The sequence below is a fragment of the Sphingopyxis microcysteis genome (assembly GCF_012274265.1).
GTDB lineage: Bacteria > Pseudomonadota > Alphaproteobacteria > Sphingomonadales > Sphingomonadaceae > Sphingopyxis > Sphingopyxis microcysteis.
Genome location: NZ_JAANYY010000005.1, coordinates 316,969 through 333,800, shown reverse-complemented (window position 1 = coordinate 333,800; position 16,832 = coordinate 316,969). Strand labels below are relative to the sequence as shown.

The following is a 16,832-nucleotide window of genomic DNA, read 5'->3' as shown; positions in this document are numbered from 1 at the left end:
GGGAGGATAAGATGTCACCTCGGCGTTTCGCTTGCTGCCAGCCCGGATGAGGCGTAGATTGCGGCAAAATATATAGAGGATGCCCGCGATGACCCACCTATTCAGGCGGTCGATGTTCTGGACGGCAATACTCGCCGCGCCGGTGCTGATCGGCGCCAGCCAAACACCCCCCGCCGCGCCGCCCGCCATCACGGCCCCGACCCCGCCGCCGACCGCCGCCGACGCGGTCGACGCGCTGATCGAACCGGCCACTACAAGCGAAATCGTCCCCTTCATCCAACCGTTCGACCTTGACGCGACGCGGCGGATGTCGGTTCAGGTCATGGTTGGCGGCAAAGGCCCGTTCGCCTTTCTGGTCGATACCGGCGCCGAGCGCACGGTCATCGCGCGCGAACTCGCCGCGCGGCTCGGGCTTGCCGAGGGCGGCAAATTGCGGCTCGCGACGATCGGCGGGTCGGCGACCGTCCCCAGTTTCCGCATCGCGGCGCTGCAAATGTCGAACCTGCATCTGGCATCGGTCGAGGCGCCCGCCTTTCACGGTCGCCATATCGGCGCCGCGGGCCTGATCGGCGTCGACATGCTGGAGGAACGCCGGGTGCTGATCGATTTCCGCAAGGAATCGATGCAGATTCTGGAAACGCGCCGCCGCGCCCCGTCGCTGATCAAGGATGATGACGCGATCGTTGTCACCGCGCGCAATTCGGCGGGGCGCCTGATCCTGTCCGACGCGCGGCTGCACGGCAAACGCATCGACGTGATCGTCGACACCGGCGCGCAGACCAGCGTCGGCAACATGGCGCTGCAGAGGCTCGTCGCCGAACGGCGCGCCAACCGCCTGCCCTTTGACGCGACCGAGCTCACCGCGGTGACAGGTGAGGACGTCCCCGCGGTGCGCACCGCGATCAAGCGCATCGTCATCAACGGCATGGACGTCAACGACCTGCCCGTCAGCTTTGCCGACAGCCAGGCGTTCCGCGTCCTCGGCCTCCACGACCGGCCCGCGCTGCTGCTCGGCATGGACAGCCTGTCGCTGTTCGACCGGGTCGAGATCGATTTCCCGAACCGGCGTGTCGTGTTCGACCTGCCCGACGGGGCGACCCGGCAAACCGGACAACGCTTTGCCGCGAATATGCCCGCGCGGGGTAGCTAGACCCGGATCGCTTTGCCATAGCGGCGCGATGTCCGCCGCCGCGCCCTTTTCCTTTGCCGGTCAATCCTTTCAGATGCTGGCCGATCGCGCGCTGTTCTGGCCGCGCCACGGCGCGTTGATCGTCGCCGACCTGCACCTGGAAAAGGGCAGCTGGTATGCGGCGCTGGGCCAGCCGCTGCCCCCCTATGACAGCCACGATACGCTCGACCGGCTGGCGCGGCTCGCGGGCGCAACCGGCGCGCGCGCGATCTGGTGCCTCGGCGACAGCTTCCACGACCGCGATGCCGCCACGCGCATCGTCCCGGCAATCGCCGCGCGCCTGCGTGAACGGGCGAGCGCGACGCAGCTCCTGTGGATCGCGGGCAACCATGACGGGCTGACCGGCGGCGCGTGGGGCGGCGAGATCGCCGACGAGCATGTCGCCGACGGTATCGTGTTTCGGCACCAGAGCGCAGCCCATGACACCCGTCCCGAAGTGTCGGGGCATTTCCACCCCAAGCTGCGGCTGACCGTCCGTGGCCGCCATGTGTCGCGCCCCTGCTTCGCGGGCGACGACCGGCGCCTGATTCTGCCCGCCTTCGGCACCCTGACCGGCGGACTCGCCGTCACCGACCCGGTGATCGCCGAAAATTTTGTCGGACCCTATCGCGCGATGCTGGTGGCGGGGGACCGCCAACTTTGCTTCCCCTGCGCTGGCCGCACGCGCGATGACGCTACGGCAAGCCGCATCCGACGCGCAAACTAGCCGCTAAACATCACCGAACGGGCGCTTTTTTGGCTGTGGCCAAAAAGCATCACCCTGCCAAAAACGACGCAAATGCGGGCGTTTCGCTGGATCGAACACGCAATTGAGTTATGTTCCCGCGGCAACAAAAATAATGAAATGTTGAGAGGAGTGCCCGACATGAAATCATCTTCCCTTTGTGCTGCCCGATTTATGCGCACCACGGCGCTGGGTGTGTCGATCGCCATGGCCGTCGTCGCCGCGCCGGCCTTTGCGCAGGACGCCCCCGCCGCCGAAACCGTCGATGACAGCGACGACACGCCGATCATCGTGACCGCGCAGGGCCGCTCGCAGCTGTTGTCCGACGTGCCGGTCGCGATTTCGGCGGTGAACGCCGAAACGCTGCAGAACAGCGGCGCCAACGACATTCGCCAGCTGAACCAGGTCGCCCCGTCGCTGCTCGTCTCGTCGACCGGGTCGGAAGCCAATGGTTCGGCGCGTATTCGCGGCATCGGCACCGTCGGCGACAACCCCGGGCTCGAAAGCTCGGTTCCCGTGTTCATCGACGGCGTTTACCGCTCGCGTTCGGGGATCGGCCTCAACGAACTGGGCGAAATCGACCGCGTCGAAGTGCAGCGCGGGCCGCAGGGCACGCTGGGCGGCCGCAACTCGTCGGCAGGCCTGATCAGCATCTATTCGAAAAAGCCCGAGTTTGATTTCGGCGCCAACGGCGAAATCACCTATGGTAATTATGACTTCCTCCGCTTTACCGGCAGCGTCACCGGCCCGCTCAGCGAAACGATCGCAGCGCGCCTCGACGGCGTCTATGTCCAGCGCGACGGTTTCTATCGCGACACGACGAACAGCACCGACGTCAACGACCGCGACCGTTATTTCCTGCGCGGCCAGATCCTGTTCGAACCGACCGACGCACTGTCGATCCGGCTGATCGCCGATTACACCTATCGCGACGAAAAATGCTGCGCCGCGACCTATGTCGACAACAGCGTGAACCCGTATATCGGCGACCTCAACAACCCGTCGACGCCGCTGACGCCGCTGCAGACCAACGGCAACAACATCATCAATGTGCTGCGCGACCTGGGGCAGCCGCTGTCGGCGTTCAATCAGGGCTATGGCCGCGCGATCTCGGTCAGCCCGGGGCGCAGCTTCGAGGGCCAGACCAAGGATTACGGTTTCTCCGGCCAGATCGACTATGATTTCGGCGGCGCGACGCTGACATCGATCACCGCGTACCGCGAATATCGTTCGAGCCAGGCGTCGGACACCGACTATGGCGCGGTCGATATTCTCTATCGCGCCCCGAGCGATGACGCCTATCGCCAGTTCCACACCTTTACGCAGGAATTGCGCCTGCAGGGCGAGGCGTTCGACGGAACGCTCGACTGGCTGGTCGGCGGCTTTTACGCCAACGAAAAGCTGACGGTGCGCGACAATCTGCGTTTTGGGAGCCAGTACGGGCGCTTCGCCACTTGCCGCATCATTTCGGGCGGCGGTCTTGCCGGGCTCTATTCGCCAACGTCGCCCGGCTGTCTCGCCGCGCGTCCGGCAGCCTTTGGCGCGGCGTCGCCGGCGATCTACGCCGCGTTCGACGTCCTCGACAGCATCAACGACCGCGGCACGACCAACGATCGTTATTTCCAGGAAGGCAACAACTGGGCGTTGTTCACGCATAATATCGTGCACATCACCGATCGCCTCGATCTGACGCTGGGGCTGCGCTACACCAACGACAAGAAGAAGTTCAACGCCACCTTCGGCAACGACAACACCGGCTGTACCACGGTACAAGGGCTTGTCGGCGGCTTCACGGGCGTTGCAGCGCTGGCGGCCGTGTCGCAAGGGCTGATCGGGCTGGCCTGCCAAGGCAATTCGACCGCAGAACTTAACGGCGTGTCGATCAACGACGACCGTAGCGAGGACGAATGGACCGGCACGGCGATCCTGTCGTACAAGCCGACCGACGATCTGCTCGTCTATGGCAGCTTTGCGCGCGGTTATAAGGCGGGCGGCTTCAACCTTGACCGCTCGGCGCTGAAGCCGCCGGTCGTTTCCTTCGCCTCGGTCGGCGGCGCACAGGCGCTGGTCGGCAATCTCCAGTTCGATCCCGAACTGGTCGACAGCTATGAAATCGGTGCCAAATATTCGACCGGCCCGTTCAGCTTGAGCCTGTCGGCCTTCCGGTCGGATTTCAGCAATTTCCAGCTGAACACCTTCAACGGCACCGTGTTCCTGGTTCAGACGATCAACGGCTGTGACAATCTGGTCGGTGGTCCCGGCGCCGATACCGACCTCAGCAACGCCACCGGCACCTGTGCGACCGACGATGTCACCTACGGCGTCCGCACGCAGGGGTTCGAGCTGGAGGCGCAGCTGGTCCCGGCGCGCAACTTCCGCGTCGCGGCAGGCCTGACCTATGCACGCACCAAATATCGGAGCGACCTGGTCGGCACCAAAAATGGCACGCCGCTCGATTCGGCGCTGCGCAAGCTGCCCGGCAACAATCTGTCGAACGCGCCCGAACTGGTCGCGACCGGCAGCGTGACCTGGACGCCCGAAATCGGCAGCAGTGGGCTGACCGGCCTGGTCTATATCGATGGCCGCATGACCAGTGATTATAACACCGGGTCCGACCTGTTCCCGCAAAAGGCGCAGGATGGCTATGCGCTGTTCAACGCGCGCCTTGGCCTGCGCGGCCCCGACGAGAAGTGGGGCGTCGAATTGTGGGCGCAGAATATCTTCAACAAAAACTACGCCCAGGTCGCCTTCAACTCGCCGTTCCAGGCGGGGACGACGGCGGCGCCGTTCGTCGACCCGCAATATCCGGGCGGCCGCCAGATCTTCTCGCAGTTCCTGGCCGAACCGCGGACCTATGGCGTGACGCTGCGCGGCAAGTTCTGACCGCACATCGCACCTGACGAGAGCGAGGGCGGGACCATCGGTCCCGCCCTCTTTTTTTGCCCCGAAACGCCGCCGCACCCGTCAAGCTGTTACCTCTGACAGCTGTGACCGAAAAGCCGCGCTCGGCGCGCAATGACGTTACGGCGCGGGCTGGTACTGGCCAGCCACCGCGATGTCATGATAGGTTCTGCTGCAAATAAGAAATCGTGCCGCTCTCCCGCAAAATTTGACCGATTGAGGAGGGCCAGATCCATGACCAATATTTCCAGCCGGACCGCCGGTTTGCTGCGCGCCAGCGCGGTCGGCGTGTCGCTGTCATTTGCCCTGCTGGCGACGCCCGCCACGGCGCAGGACGCCGGGGCCGAAACGAGCGACGAGACGATCATCGTCACCGCCACCCGGCGCAGCGAGGCGCTGTCCGACGTGCCGATCGCCGTGTCCGCAGTGACCGGCGAGACGCTGGAAAAGACCGGCGCAACCGACGTCCGCGCGCTGGGTCAGGTGGCGCCGTCGCTGCTGGTGTCGGGGGCGACCAGCGAGGTCAATTTCTCGGCGCGCATCCGCGGCATCGGCACGGTGGGTGAAAACCCCGGCCTCGAAAGCTCGGTCGGGCTGTTCATCGACGGCGTCTATCGCAGCCGCACCGGGGTCGGCCTGTCCGAACTCGGCGACATCGAACGCGTCGAAGTGCTGCGCGGTCCGCAGGGGACCTTGTTCGGGCGCAACTCGACCGCGGGGCTGATCAACATCGTCACCAAGGGACCGGACCTTGGGGCGTTCGGTGCCAAGGGGTCGGTCAGTTTCGGCAATTACGACTATTGGCGCGTCGACGGCATGGTCAATGCGCCGCTGGGCGAAAAGGCCGCGGTGCGCGTCGACGGGGTATGGCAACGCCGCGACGGCTTTATCGACAATGCGACCGCGGGCGAGCCCGACATCAACGACCGCGACCGCTGGCTGGCGCGCGGCCAGTTGCTGCTTGAGCCCAGCGAAACGGTGAAGCTGCGCCTGATTGCCGATTATAGCGAGCGCAGCGAGAATTGCTGCGGCGGCGTGCTGCTTAATCCGGTGCGCAACCTGACGCGCGGCGCCGACGGTTTCCCCGTCGCATCGGCGAACACACTGCTGCCGGTGCTGCAGGCGCTGGGCGCCAACCATCAGGTGCCGCCCACCGGTACCAGCTTCATCCGGACCCAGGCGACGACCCCCGGCGTGACCTATCGTTCGGATACGAAGGATTGGGGGCTGTCGGGCGAGCTCAGCTGGGATCTGGGCGGCGCATCGCTGACCTCGATCACCGCCTATCGCGATTACAAGAATGCGCAGGGCCAGGACGCCGATTTCAGCGCCCTCGACATCCTGCGCCGCACCGACCTCGACCGCCGTTTCCGCCTGTTCACGCAGGAACTGCGGTTGCAGGGCGAGGCGTTCGACGGGCGGCTCGACTGGCTGGTCGGCGGCTATTACGCCAACGAGAAACTCGATGTCGATGACGACATTGTTTACGGCAACAACTACGAACAGTTCGCCAACTGCCTGCTGTTCGCCAGCGCGCTGCCGACCGCGGTGCTGCCGACCAATCCGCAATGCGTGAATGTGCCGGTGGTGCAGGGGACGATCACCGCGCTGTCGGCGCTGCCGGTCGGCGACCCGCGCCGCGCGTCGATCCCGCTGCTGTCGGCGCTGATCGCCAACCCGGCGCGCCCCGGCTTCGGATCGCTCGCCGCCGCGCTCGGCCAGCCGACGCTGGCGATCAACGGCACCGGCAACCAGGGATCGACCTTTGCCCAGAAAAGCCGCAACTTTGCGGTCTTCACCCACAACAGCTTCGACATCGTCGAAGATATGCTGACGCTGACGATCGGCGCGCGTTACACCAGCGAACGCAAGACGCTGGACGCCGACGCCAATTTCAACAACGGCATCTGTCCGCTGGTGGTCAATTCGCCGTTCCAGTCGCTCGCGACCCTGCCCTGCGTGATCAACGGCACCGCGCCCGATCTACCGCGCGGCACCGCGGGAACGAAGTTCAAGGATAATGAATGGACCGGCACCGCGGTGCTCAGCTGGAAACCGACCCCCGAGCTGCTTGTCTATGGCTCGGTGTCCAAAGGGTATAAGGCGGGCGGGTTCAACCTCGACTTTTCGGCGCTCGACCGTACCTGTAACGTCACGTTCGACACCGCCTGCGCGGCGCGGCTGGCGCTGCCCGCCAACACCAGCGGCAACGGACGCCCCGAAGCGAGCGACCTGCAGTTCGCCAGCGAAAAGGTCGACGCCTATGAAATCGGGGTCAAATTTGACGGGCCGGGCTTTGACCTCAACGTCGCGGCCTTCTTTCAGGAATATAGCAATTACCAGCTCAACACCTTCAACGGCGTGAATTTCGAGGTCACCAATATCCAGGCGTGCAAGGATGATCTGGGCGGCGCCGACGCCGACGGATCGGCGACCACCGGGGCCTGCGCCGCCAACCGGCTGAAACCCGGGGTGCGGTCGAAAGGGGTCGAGATCGAGGCGTTCATTCGCCCCGCGCGTTATCTGTCGGTGAACATGGGGCTGACCTATGTCGACACCCTCTATCGCCGCAACCTGGTGGGCACGGGCGGGCGGCCACTGTCGCCGGTGCTGTTCCAGCTGCCCGGCCGCGGGGTGTCGAACGCACCGCGCTATGTCGCGACTGCCGGGATCAGCTGGACGCCGCCGATCGGCAGTTCGGGGATGAGCGGCCTCGTCTATTTCGACACTCGGCTGCAGAGCGACACCAACACCGGTTCCGACCTCGACATCGAAAAGGTCCAGGACGGCTTTGCGATCTTCAACGGGCGGATCGGCCTCTACGGCCCCGATCGCCGCTGGGGCGTCGAGCTGTGGGGGCAGAATCTGTTCAACAAGCGTTATTATCAGATCGGCGCCGACATGCCGTTACAGGGCGGCGGCACCTTCCGCGCCGTCGCGGCGCCCGCATCGAGCGGGCTCAGCGGGACCGCCAACCAGCTGTTCGTCGGTTTCCCTGGCGAACCGCGCACCTATGGCGTGACGCTGCGCGGCCAGTTCTGATCCGGCCTCTCCCCCTCCCCCATTCGGGGAGGGCGTAGGGAGGGTCTGTCGCAGCCGGGCACTGTTGCGTCAGACCCTTTCCTTTGGGCACCGGCCACTATCACCGTAGCCCTGAGCCTGTCGAAGGGCGCTTATGCCGATAAGCGCCCTTCGACAGGCTCAGGGCTACGGTTCGAATTTTGCAGGACCGGTTGAGTTATTACCGAGCGCGCGCCGCCTGGTGCGTGATGTCGGTCATCAGCTTGCGGAACAGCACCCCGCCCGGCGTACCCGATGATTTGAGCGCGCGTTCGCATTCGATCAGGCGGCTCATCAACCGGGCGACGCGCACCGAATCCCAGATGCGCAGCTGCGCCGTCACCGCGTCGCGTTCCTTCCAGAAAATACCACTGGTGCGCGCCGCGACGACGGTGGCGGGATGCGCCCCGGCATCGACCTCGGCGCGCAGCCGCGCCAGCGCCAGCGCGCGGATCGCCAGCGCGCGAATGATGCGGATTTCGGCGACGCCCACCGCCGCAGCCTTCGCCAGCATGTCGGGCAGGTCGCGCACCTTGCCGCCCAGCGCGACATTGATGCACTCGCTGACGTCTTCCTCATGCGTCGCGGCGCCCAGCGCGGCGATGTCGGCGGGGGTAACCTGGCGCTGGCGATCGGCGGCGGCGTCGAGATACAGAGCCATTTTTTCAATCTCGCGCCGCATCAGCGCCTGATCGCCCGACACCAGATCGACCAGCAATTGCGCCTCGGCATTGGCGAGCCGCAATCCCTGCTCCTCGGCGGCGCTCATCGCGATGCCGACCAGCGCGCGGCGGTCGGGCTGGTAACAGATCGCCGCGACGGCATGGTCGGAGCCCTCGACCAGCTTGACCAGTTTCGACTTGGCGGTGACCGACGCGCCGGTCGCGATCACCGGGTTGATCGCGGTCTCGGCGGCGAGCAGCGCCTCAACCGCCGCCAGGCTGTCGTCGCCGCTGCCGCTGAGTTCAAGCCGAATGATCCGCGCCGATGCGAACAGCGACATCGACGCCGCTTCGGCGGCGAGCAACGAGGGGTCCTGTGCGAGCTGCGTCCCCGACAGGTCGACCCGTTCGGCATCCTTGCCCGCGAGCCCGACCAGATGGCCGGCGACCGCGGCCATCGTCGCCTCGTCGGGGCCGGTCAGCAGCGTGAAGCGGAGCGCGGGGTCGAGGCGCGACTGGCGTTCGAGATCGGCGGGCTTGACGCTCTTCATCGCCGATTACGGCGTCGGTGCAGAGGTTGCCGTCCGGCCGCCGCCACGATCGACATAGACCGCGAGCCGCGTGACGATCTGATCCGAAATCCCCGAAGCGAGCCGTTCGAGCGCCGACGATTCGGCGGCGATCGTCGCATATTCGCTGCCCACGACGTCGATCCCGGCATCTTGTGCGGCGGTCGCGTCGAGCAGCACTTCGCCGCTCGCGGCATCGACGAGCTGATAGCGCGCGCGCAGCGTCCGGCGCTCGCGCGTCACCGCATCGTCGGCGCGGACGCCAAAGCCGGTGATCGAATCCTCGAGCCGCACGTCGAGCCGCAGGCGCTTGCCCGCGCCCTGTCCGCCCTGCGTCGCCTGCAACCGGTCGCGCAGTGCGTTGCGGACGAGCCAGCCCGAATGCCCCTCGATCGGCGCGACATCGACATCGGCAAGCACCGTTGCCACCGCGCCGCGGCTGCCGTTCGCGTAGAGCGGCCGCAGACCGCAGCCGCCAAGGGTGAGTGAAGCCGCGATGAGCGATGAGAGAAGGAGGTTACGCATCTTGTGCACCAGTAACCCTTATTCCGTTCGTGTCGAGCGAAGTCGAGACACCCGTCGGTCGTGCATGCCTTGGGGTGTCTCGACTTCGCTCGACACGAACGGGAAATGAAGCGGTTCGTTCCCTCAAATCCCGTCAGACAACAATGTTCACGAGCCGGTCGGGGACCACGATCACCTTCTTCGGCGCCGCACCGCCGAGCAGTTCAACGATGCGGGGGCGCGCGAGCGCGGCAGCTTCGGTGGCATCCTTGTCGAGCCCCTTGGCGAGCGTCATCGTATCGCGCAGCTTGCCCGCCATCTGGATCGCGATGGTGACCTCATCGTCGACCAGCAGCGCCGGATCGGCGGTCGGCCAGGCGGCATCGGCGATCAGCGTCGTAGTGCGCCGACCTTCCGGCAGCGCCGCCCAGGCTTCCTCGGCCAGATGCGGCAGCATCGGCGCGACGAGGCGGATCAGCGTCAGGCACGCCTCGGCGCGCGTCGCCGAAGGTTTCGCCTTTTCGATGTCGTTCGCCAGCGCATGGATTTTGGCGACTGCCTTGTTGAAGCCCAGCGCCTCGATGTCGGCCCCGACCCCGGCGATCGCTTGATGCAGCTTGCGCGCGAGGCCCAAGTCCTCACTGCCATCACCGACATTTTCGGTCTCGCCGAACAGGCGCCATAGACGCTGAACGAAGCGCCACGCCCCCTCAATCCCCGCCTCGCTCCACGGGAGGTCGCGTTCGGGCGGGCTGTCGGACAGCATGAACCAGCGCGTGGCGTCGGCGCCGTATTGGTCAAGGATCGCGTCGGGATCGACGACATTCTTCTTCGACTTCGACATCTTGATCACGCGGCCGACGTCGACCGGCGCGCCATCGGCTTCGAGCGTTGCGCCGTCAGCGCTGCGGCGAACCTCGTCGGGCGTGAAAAAGATCGGCGGCAGGCCTTCGCCCTGCGACCGGCTGTACGTCTCGTGCGTCACCATCCCCTGCGTGAACAGGCTGGCGAAGGGTTCGACGATGTCGATCATCCCCATCTTGTGCAGCGCGCGCGTCCAGAAGCGCGCGTAGAGCAGGTGGAGGATCGCATGTTCGACGCCGCCGATATATTGGTCGATCGGCAGCCAGCGGCGGATCACCGCCGGGTCGAAGGGCCGGTCGCTCGGCGAGCTCGCAAAGCGCAGGAAATACCAAGACGAATCGACAAAGGTGTCGAGCGTATCGGTTTCGCGCACCGCTTCACCACCGCACGACGGGCATTGGACATTCTTCCACGTCGGGTGGCGGTCGAGCGGATTGCCGGGGATCGAGAAATCGACATCCTCGGGCAGGACGACGGGCAGCTGGCCCTTGGGGACCGGCACCGTCCCGCACGCGTCGCAATGGATGAACGGGATCGGTGTACCCCAGTAACGCTGGCGCGACACGCCCCAGTCGCGCAGGCGCCACACGGTCGTACCCTTGCCCCAGCCTTCATGCTCGGCGCGCGCGATGACCGCCGCCTTGGCCTCGTCGATGCTCATGCCGTCGAGGAAGTGGCTGTTCACGAGGCGGCCCGGGCCGGTATAGGCCTCGTCACTGGTGAAATGCTGCGCTGTATCGTCGCCGTCGGCGATCACGCGGTGAACAGGCAGGCCATATTTACGCGAAAAATCGAGGTCGCGCTGGTCGTGCGCGGGACAGCCAAAGATCGCGCCGGTACCATAGTCCATCAGCACATAGTTCACGACCCACACCGGCAGATGCCAATTGGGATCGAGCGGATGTTCGACCGCAATGCCCGTGTCGAAGCCTATCTTCTCGGCGGTGTCGAGCTGTTCGGCGGCGGTACCCTGACGGCGGCATTCGGCGATGAACGCCGCCAGTTCGGGCGAATCCTTCGCGAGTTTTTCGGCAAGCGGATGGTCGGGCGAAATCGCCGCGAAGCTGGCACCAAACAACGTGTCGGGGCGCGTCGTGAAGACGTCGAAACCCGGCGCGCCGCCCGCCAGCTTAAAGCTGAATTCCAGCCCCTGCGACTTGCCGATCCAGTTTTCCTGCATCAGCCGCACCTTGTCGGGCCATTTGTCGAGGCTGCCCAATCCTTCGAGCAGATCGTCGGCAAAATCGGTGATCTTCAGGAACCACTGCGACAGCTTTTTCTTTTCGACCAACGCGCCGGAGCGCCAGCCGCGGCCATCGATGACCTGCTCGTTGGCGAGCACGGTCATGTCGACCGGATCCCAGTTGACGTAGCTTTCCTTGCGCGTCACCAGCCCCGCCGCGAAGAGGTCGAGGAACAGCGCCTGTTCCTGGCCGTAATAATCGGGCTCGCACGTCGCGAGCTCGCGGCTCCAGTCGATCGCGAGGCCGAGGCGTTTCAGCTGCGCGCGCATCGCGGCAATATTGTCGCGCGTCCAGCCGCCCGGATGGACGCCCTTTTCCATCGCGGCATTTTCGGCCGGCATCCCGAACGCGTCCCAGCCCATCGGGTGGAGCACGTCATGCCCGGTCATTTTCTTGAACCGCGCGAGCACGTCGCCCATCGTGTAATTGCGGACATGGCCGACGTGGATGCGTCCCGACGGATAGGGGAACATCTCGAGGATATAGGCCTTGGGCCTGTCGCTGCTGTCGGTGGTGGCAAAGCTGTTCGCCGCCTCCCACGCCTTTTGCCAGCGGGCGTCAGCGGCGAGGGCGCCAAAGCGCGGTTCGCGGGTCATTTGTAGGTTACCCCGTTTGTCTGGTTGTCGGCGCGAACCCGCGCCGCCGGATTAGTCCTTGAAGGCGCTGCGGCGCAGGTCGCGGGCGCGGGTGAGGATGATTTCCTCAAGCTTCTGAACGGTTGCGGCCTGGACCGGCGCGTCGACCCATGCGGCGCCCTGCGCCACCTGGCGCGAGGCGGCAACGCGCAGCGCGTCGGCGCGCAGGTCGCGGTCGAGGATCGAAACCGTCACCTTCATCCGCTCGCCGGGATTGCCCGGGTTCGCGTACCAGTCGGTGATGATGACGCCGCCCGACGAATCGGCCTGGAGCAGCGGCATGAACGACAGCGCGTCGAGCGAGGCGCGCCACAAATAGCTGTTGACGCCAATCGTCGTGACCTGGCTGGCGGCGAGGTCGGCGCGCGGCCGATCCTTGTTGGCGCATGCCGAAAGCCCAAGCGCGGCAAGCCCGAGCAGCGCGAACGCGATCGGACGGCGACCACGCGAAGCAAGGACGGAAAGCTGGGACATGCCGGTAACACCTTATCTATTTGGGCGCGGCCGGATCGCGAGAACCGCGCCGCGCAGAACGATATTGCCAGCGTCTCTATCGCCCTTGCCGCCGCCCCGCAAGCGCGGCAATTTCGGCGCTGGCGCGGTTCAGATTCTGGTCAGATTCGCCGAGCGACTGTGGTGATCGCGCAACAATTTCATCGAAAAGCGGTTTGGCCATAATAATTAGCTGGGAATCACTGGCAAAATGGTCGCAGGCAGCCTATCTCGTGAATCACTTGGGGTTGGAGTCGCAGGGTCATGACGCGGAAACCGCGGCATTTTTGGAAGGGCAGTCTCACCGCTTTGGCGGTGGTTTCGCTTGCCTTGCCGCCTGCGCTCGCCGCAATGTCGCGCTCGGAACGCATCCGTGACACCGCCTTGTCCGAAACATTGCTCGGTCAATTCACCCCGGCTTCGGGCGACCCCCGCCTGATCGCGCGCTATGCCAAGATGTCGGCAGAACAGCGCCGCAGCTTCAGCTTCACGCCCGCGCTCACCGATGACAGCCGCAAGAACCGCGCGATCACCGTCGTGATTCGGGCGCGCGACGACGCATCCAGCGCCGCGCGCACTTCGGCCATTGCCGCGGGTCGCACCGCGCCGATCGCGATCACCCCCGTCGCCTATAATCTGGGCGCGTCGGTCGGGTTCGAAAAATTCGTTACCCCGACGCTGCCGCGCGGTACCGACCTCAGGAACCTGCCGGTCGCCAAGGCGCCCGAACAGGCCGAAAAGAAATCGCGTTTTGCGACGCGGATGATCAGCCGCCCCGCCGACCCGAGCGGCGCGACCGATCGTATCACCGCGCCGGGCGATGCCGCGGCGGTCGATGTGGTCAGCAGCTACCGCCTGACCAAGAATATCGATGTTACTGCGGGCGTCCGTTACCGCGCCGACGACCGCGTCGAACCGCTGACCGACTCGCGTCGCGACAGCCAGGCGGTCTATGTCGGAACCGCCTTCCGCTTCTAGGCTGCATCGCTATTCGGGCCATAGCGGCCTGCAAATAGCAACCTTCCGCGCTTCCGGTGCTCACGCACATTAAGTGCGCTGCGCTCCGGGTCACGGAACGTCACTATTTTCGACTCGCTCTGACCCAAATAGTGACGCAGCCTTTGCCCCGCGCCGTGCCGCCTTTTCCTCCCACGCATCGATCGCTGCCCAGCCGGGTTTCAGGCCGCTCGTCCGACGGGTCAGCGCTCGGGCACGGGTGAGCGTCATTCCGCCCAGCGCGGTCGGCTGGCCGCCCGCGAGCCGCGCCAGCCGCGACCACTCCGCTGTGCCAAGCGCCTTGGCGCCAGGGTGCGAGCGTGTCGGGTGCAGCGGTGAGATGAAGACCGCGTCGGCCTTTGCGCGGCGCGCGCGGCGGGCCTCGCGCGCGTCATGCGCCGGCATTGTTACGATCAGGCGGAGCCGGTGTGCCTGCGCGGCGCGGCGCGCGTCATGCTGGCGGAGGTGAACGCCGTCGGCGCCGCACCGCCGCGCCACATCGGGCGACCCGGCGAGCAGGATCGTCAGCCCGCGCGCGCGCGCCGTGCGGATCAGCCGTCGCAACAGGCACCAGCGCGCGCCGGCAGCGAGGCTGTCGTGGCGCAGGACGATCCCGCTGCCCGGCGGCAGCAACGCCGCCAATCGCACGACACCGACCGCCAACCGCTCGTCGCTGAACAGCCATTGCGGCGGCAGGGGGTGGCGTCGGACCATCGCCCTTCCTATAGGCGCGTCGCAGGCGCACGCAACGCGCCGGGATCGGAAGAATGATGAGCGACGCGGCGGACAGACTGAGCGACGTACGGACCCGAATCGCCGACGCGGCGACGCGCGCGCAGCGCAAGGCGGCCGACATCTGCCTGATCGCGGTGTCGAAAACGCACGACGCCGCTGCAATCCGCCCGCTGGTCGCGACGGGCCAGCGCCATTTCGGCGAGAACCGCGTGCAGGAAGCCGCGACGAAATGGCCCGAATTGCGCGCCGAAACCCCCGGCATCATGCTTCACCTGATCGGCCAGCTGCAATCGAACAAGGCCGACGAAGCGGTCGCGCTGTTCGATGCCATCCATTCGGTCGACCGCTCGTCGCTGGTACAGGCACTCGCGAAAGCCTGCGACAAGGCGGGCAAGCAGCCGCAGCTGTTCGTGCAGGTCAATATCGGCGACGAGGAGCAAAAGGGTGGCTGCAAGGTCGCCGACTTGCCCGCTTTACTCGCCGAAGCCGAGACGGCGGGGCTGACGATCGACGGCCTGATGGCCATCCCCCCCGCCGACATCGAGCCCGCACCCTACTTTGCGCTGCTCGACGAACTGGCCGAGCGCCACGGCCTGCCGGGGCGCTCGATGGGAATGAGCAGCGATTATGAAACCGCGGTGATGCTGGGCGCGACGCATGTTCGCGTCGGCACCGCGCTGTTCGGAACGCGGGGGAACTAGGTCATTTTGGCCGGTCACTCGTCGCAAACGTCGGACTATGCCTCGAGCCGATGATCTGCGTATGGAGATGCAGTTATGACGCTGGTGGCAGGCCTGTTGCTTTTGATGGCGTCCGATCCGGGACAAGTGAGCGCAAGCCCGATCGCGCCGGTGCCGCAAGCGGAGGGGTGCCGCGTCCCTGACGGATGGGCCGAGGCGGAACGGCGGAAACCGCGCTATATCGTGTTTGGCGAACTGCACGGCACCCAGCAAGCACCCGCCTTCGTCGGTAGTCTGGCCTGCGCACTGGCCACCAAGGGCGAGCGAATTCTCTTGGCCGTTGAGAAGGATGCGACCGACGACACAGCGTTGCAAGCCGCATGGAAGTTGCCGGGCGATCAGTTCGGCAAGGCGTTGGCAAAGATCGGCTGGGTGGGGCGTCAGGATGGCGTCGCCAGTCAGGCGATGTTCGCGATGCTGGTGGATCTGCACGAATTGAAAGAAAGAGGCCTGCCCATCGGCGTCGTCGCGTTCAATGGCGATCGCGATGAAGCGCAAGCAAAGCGTTATGCCGATTTGGCGGGGCAAGGACCCCACGAAGCGGCGCAGGCCGAGAATATCGCGCACGCAGCCGAACGGGGAAATTACGATCGCGTCCTAGTGCTCGTGGGTAATTTCCATGCTAGAAAACAACGCGTTAATTGGGATGGCGTCCAGTTCGATCCCATGGCCGCGCGTCTGAACGGATTCGGCAACACCCTGGCCTTGAATATGCAGTACGCCGCTGGCACCAGCTGGGCCTGCATCCGAAAAGCGACGGCAGCTGCGCGTGACGAGACGTCTCTCACCGAAGATGCGCCGACGTGCGGGCTGCATCCGATGCGGGGAAACGCGGACTTGAACCGCAGCCCCTTTATCTCCGTTACCTCACCGACCGACGGCGATCCGCTACCGAATTATGATGGATTCTTTTGGGTAGGAACAATCACTGGCTCTCCGCCACTCGCGGCAGAATGAACGACCGCGTTCTGACGTTGCATCCGCCCTATTGATACTCCACCGTCACCGGAATCCGCCCGCGATAGTCGCCGTCGTCGGCGCCCGCGATCTGCAGTCGCCCGCCGAAGCGGAATTGCAGGCGGCCGTCGGGGCCGAGCCGTGGGGCCGCCGACAGGTCGGTGGCGAGGTCGGTGACGCGCGCGGTGCGGCCATGGCCGCCTTCCAGATCGACGCTCGCCGGCAGGATGACGCGCACTTCGGCGCCGGGCGCGCCGCGTACCGTGACGATACCGGTCAGCGCGAAACCACCCAGATCGACGACGTCGCCGCTGAGGCGGCGGGCGCCCGAGACCGGATCGACTGTCACCGCGCCGCCCATCGCGCCGACCGCAATGCGGCCCATGTCGAGGCGGGTTTCGACCTCGACGCGCAGCGGCACCTCGGCCTCGCGCGCCGCCGCGCCCGATGCCTTGTCGGGCGCGCAGAGCAGGCACTGTGCCGCCGTCGCGGGTACGCTGAGGCTGGTCAGCGCAAAGGCAAGGAAAAGGCGCAGTTTCACAGCGGACCGCTTAGCATGA

13 protein-coding genes are annotated in these 16,832 nt (G+C 65.7%); 7 read left to right on the top strand and 6 right to left on the bottom strand.

Annotation, left to right across the window (positions count from 1 at the left end; translation table 11 throughout):
- The first annotated feature begins 88 nt into the window (after nt 1-88).
- The 4 genes from G9408_RS15530 (at nt 89) to G9408_RS15515 (ending at nt 7,856) form a co-directional block, all read left to right on the top strand.
- Complete coding sequence (locus G9408_RS15530; protein WP_168454827.1) at nt 89-1,150, top strand: retroviral-like aspartic protease family protein; 1,062 nt, start codon at nt 89-91, stop codon at nt 1,148-1,150.
- A 28-nt stretch (nt 1,151-1,178) separates the two neighbouring features.
- Nucleotides 1,179-1,895, top strand: a complete 717-nt coding sequence (gene pdeM / locus G9408_RS15525) for a ligase-associated DNA damage response endonuclease PdeM (protein ID WP_168454826.1) — start codon at nt 1,179-1,181, stop codon at nt 1,893-1,895.
- A 192-nt stretch (nt 1,896-2,087) separates the two neighbouring features.
- A complete protein-coding gene (locus G9408_RS15520; protein ID WP_168454948.1) occupies nt 2,088-4,796 on the top strand; it encodes a TonB-dependent receptor in 2,709 nt (902 codons plus the stop codon).
- Nucleotides 4,797-5,048: 252 nt separating this feature from the next.
- The gene (locus tag G9408_RS15515; RefSeq protein ID WP_168454825.1) at nt 5,049-7,856 is read left to right on the top strand and encodes a TonB-dependent receptor; all 2,808 of its coding nucleotides are present in this window, start codon (nt 5,049-5,051) and stop codon (nt 7,854-7,856) included.
- A gap of 199 nt (nt 7,857-8,055) precedes the next feature.
- Here G9408_RS15515 and holA read toward each other — a convergent pair whose 3' ends face one another.
- The 4 genes from holA to G9408_RS15495 form a co-directional block, all read right to left on the bottom strand.
- Entirely contained in the window at nt 8,056-9,087 is a 1,032-nt protein-coding gene (holA, locus tag G9408_RS15510; protein WP_168454824.1) for a DNA polymerase III subunit delta, read from the bottom strand.
- A 6-nt stretch (nt 9,088-9,093) separates the two neighbouring features.
- Nucleotides 9,094-9,630 carry an LPS assembly lipoprotein LptE gene (gene lptE / locus G9408_RS15505; RefSeq protein ID WP_168454823.1) on the bottom strand — a complete coding sequence of 179 codons (537 nt, stop codon included), beginning with the start codon at nt 9,628-9,630 and terminating at the stop codon, nt 9,094-9,096.
- A gap of 133 nt (nt 9,631-9,763) precedes the next feature.
- Complete coding sequence (leuS, locus tag G9408_RS15500; protein ID WP_168454822.1) at nt 9,764-12,313, bottom strand: leucine--tRNA ligase; 2,550 nt, start codon at nt 12,311-12,313, stop codon at nt 9,764-9,766.
- Nucleotides 12,314-12,364: 51 nt separating this feature from the next.
- Complete coding sequence (locus tag G9408_RS15495; RefSeq protein WP_168454821.1) at nt 12,365-12,826, bottom strand: DUF3576 domain-containing protein; 462 nt, start codon at nt 12,824-12,826, stop codon at nt 12,365-12,367.
- Between the two features lie 282 nt (nt 12,827-13,108).
- On the opposite strand from G9408_RS15495, the gene G9408_RS15490 reads away from it, so the two are divergent.
- Nucleotides 13,109-13,822 (top strand): hypothetical protein, encoded by a 714-nt coding sequence (locus G9408_RS15490; protein ID WP_168454820.1) that lies wholly within the window; start codon nt 13,109-13,111, stop codon nt 13,820-13,822.
- Between the two features lie 90 nt (nt 13,823-13,912).
- Here G9408_RS15490 and G9408_RS15485 read toward each other — a convergent pair whose 3' ends face one another.
- Complete coding sequence (locus G9408_RS15485; RefSeq protein ID WP_168454819.1) at nt 13,913-14,554, bottom strand: thiamine phosphate synthase; 642 nt, start codon at nt 14,552-14,554, stop codon at nt 13,913-13,915.
- A gap of 56 nt (nt 14,555-14,610) precedes the next feature.
- Between G9408_RS15485 and G9408_RS15480 the strand changes: the two genes are divergently transcribed.
- Together G9408_RS15480 and G9408_RS15475 are read left to right on the top strand one after the other, a co-directional pair.
- Nucleotides 14,611-15,276 (top strand): YggS family pyridoxal phosphate-dependent enzyme, encoded by a 666-nt coding sequence (locus G9408_RS15480; protein ID WP_168454947.1) that lies wholly within the window; start codon nt 14,611-14,613, stop codon nt 15,274-15,276.
- Nucleotides 15,277-15,351: 75 nt separating this feature from the next.
- A complete protein-coding gene (locus G9408_RS15475) occupies nt 15,352-16,272 on the top strand; it encodes a hypothetical protein (RefSeq protein ID WP_168454818.1) in 921 nt (306 codons plus the stop codon).
- 28 nt (nt 16,273-16,300) lie between these two features.
- Here G9408_RS15475 and G9408_RS15470 read toward each other — a convergent pair whose 3' ends face one another.
- Nucleotides 16,301-16,813 carry a DUF4402 domain-containing protein gene (locus tag G9408_RS15470; RefSeq protein WP_328804483.1) on the bottom strand — a complete coding sequence of 171 codons (513 nt, stop codon included), beginning with the start codon at nt 16,811-16,813 and terminating at the stop codon, nt 16,301-16,303.
- Nucleotides 16,814-16,832 lie beyond the last annotated feature (19 nt).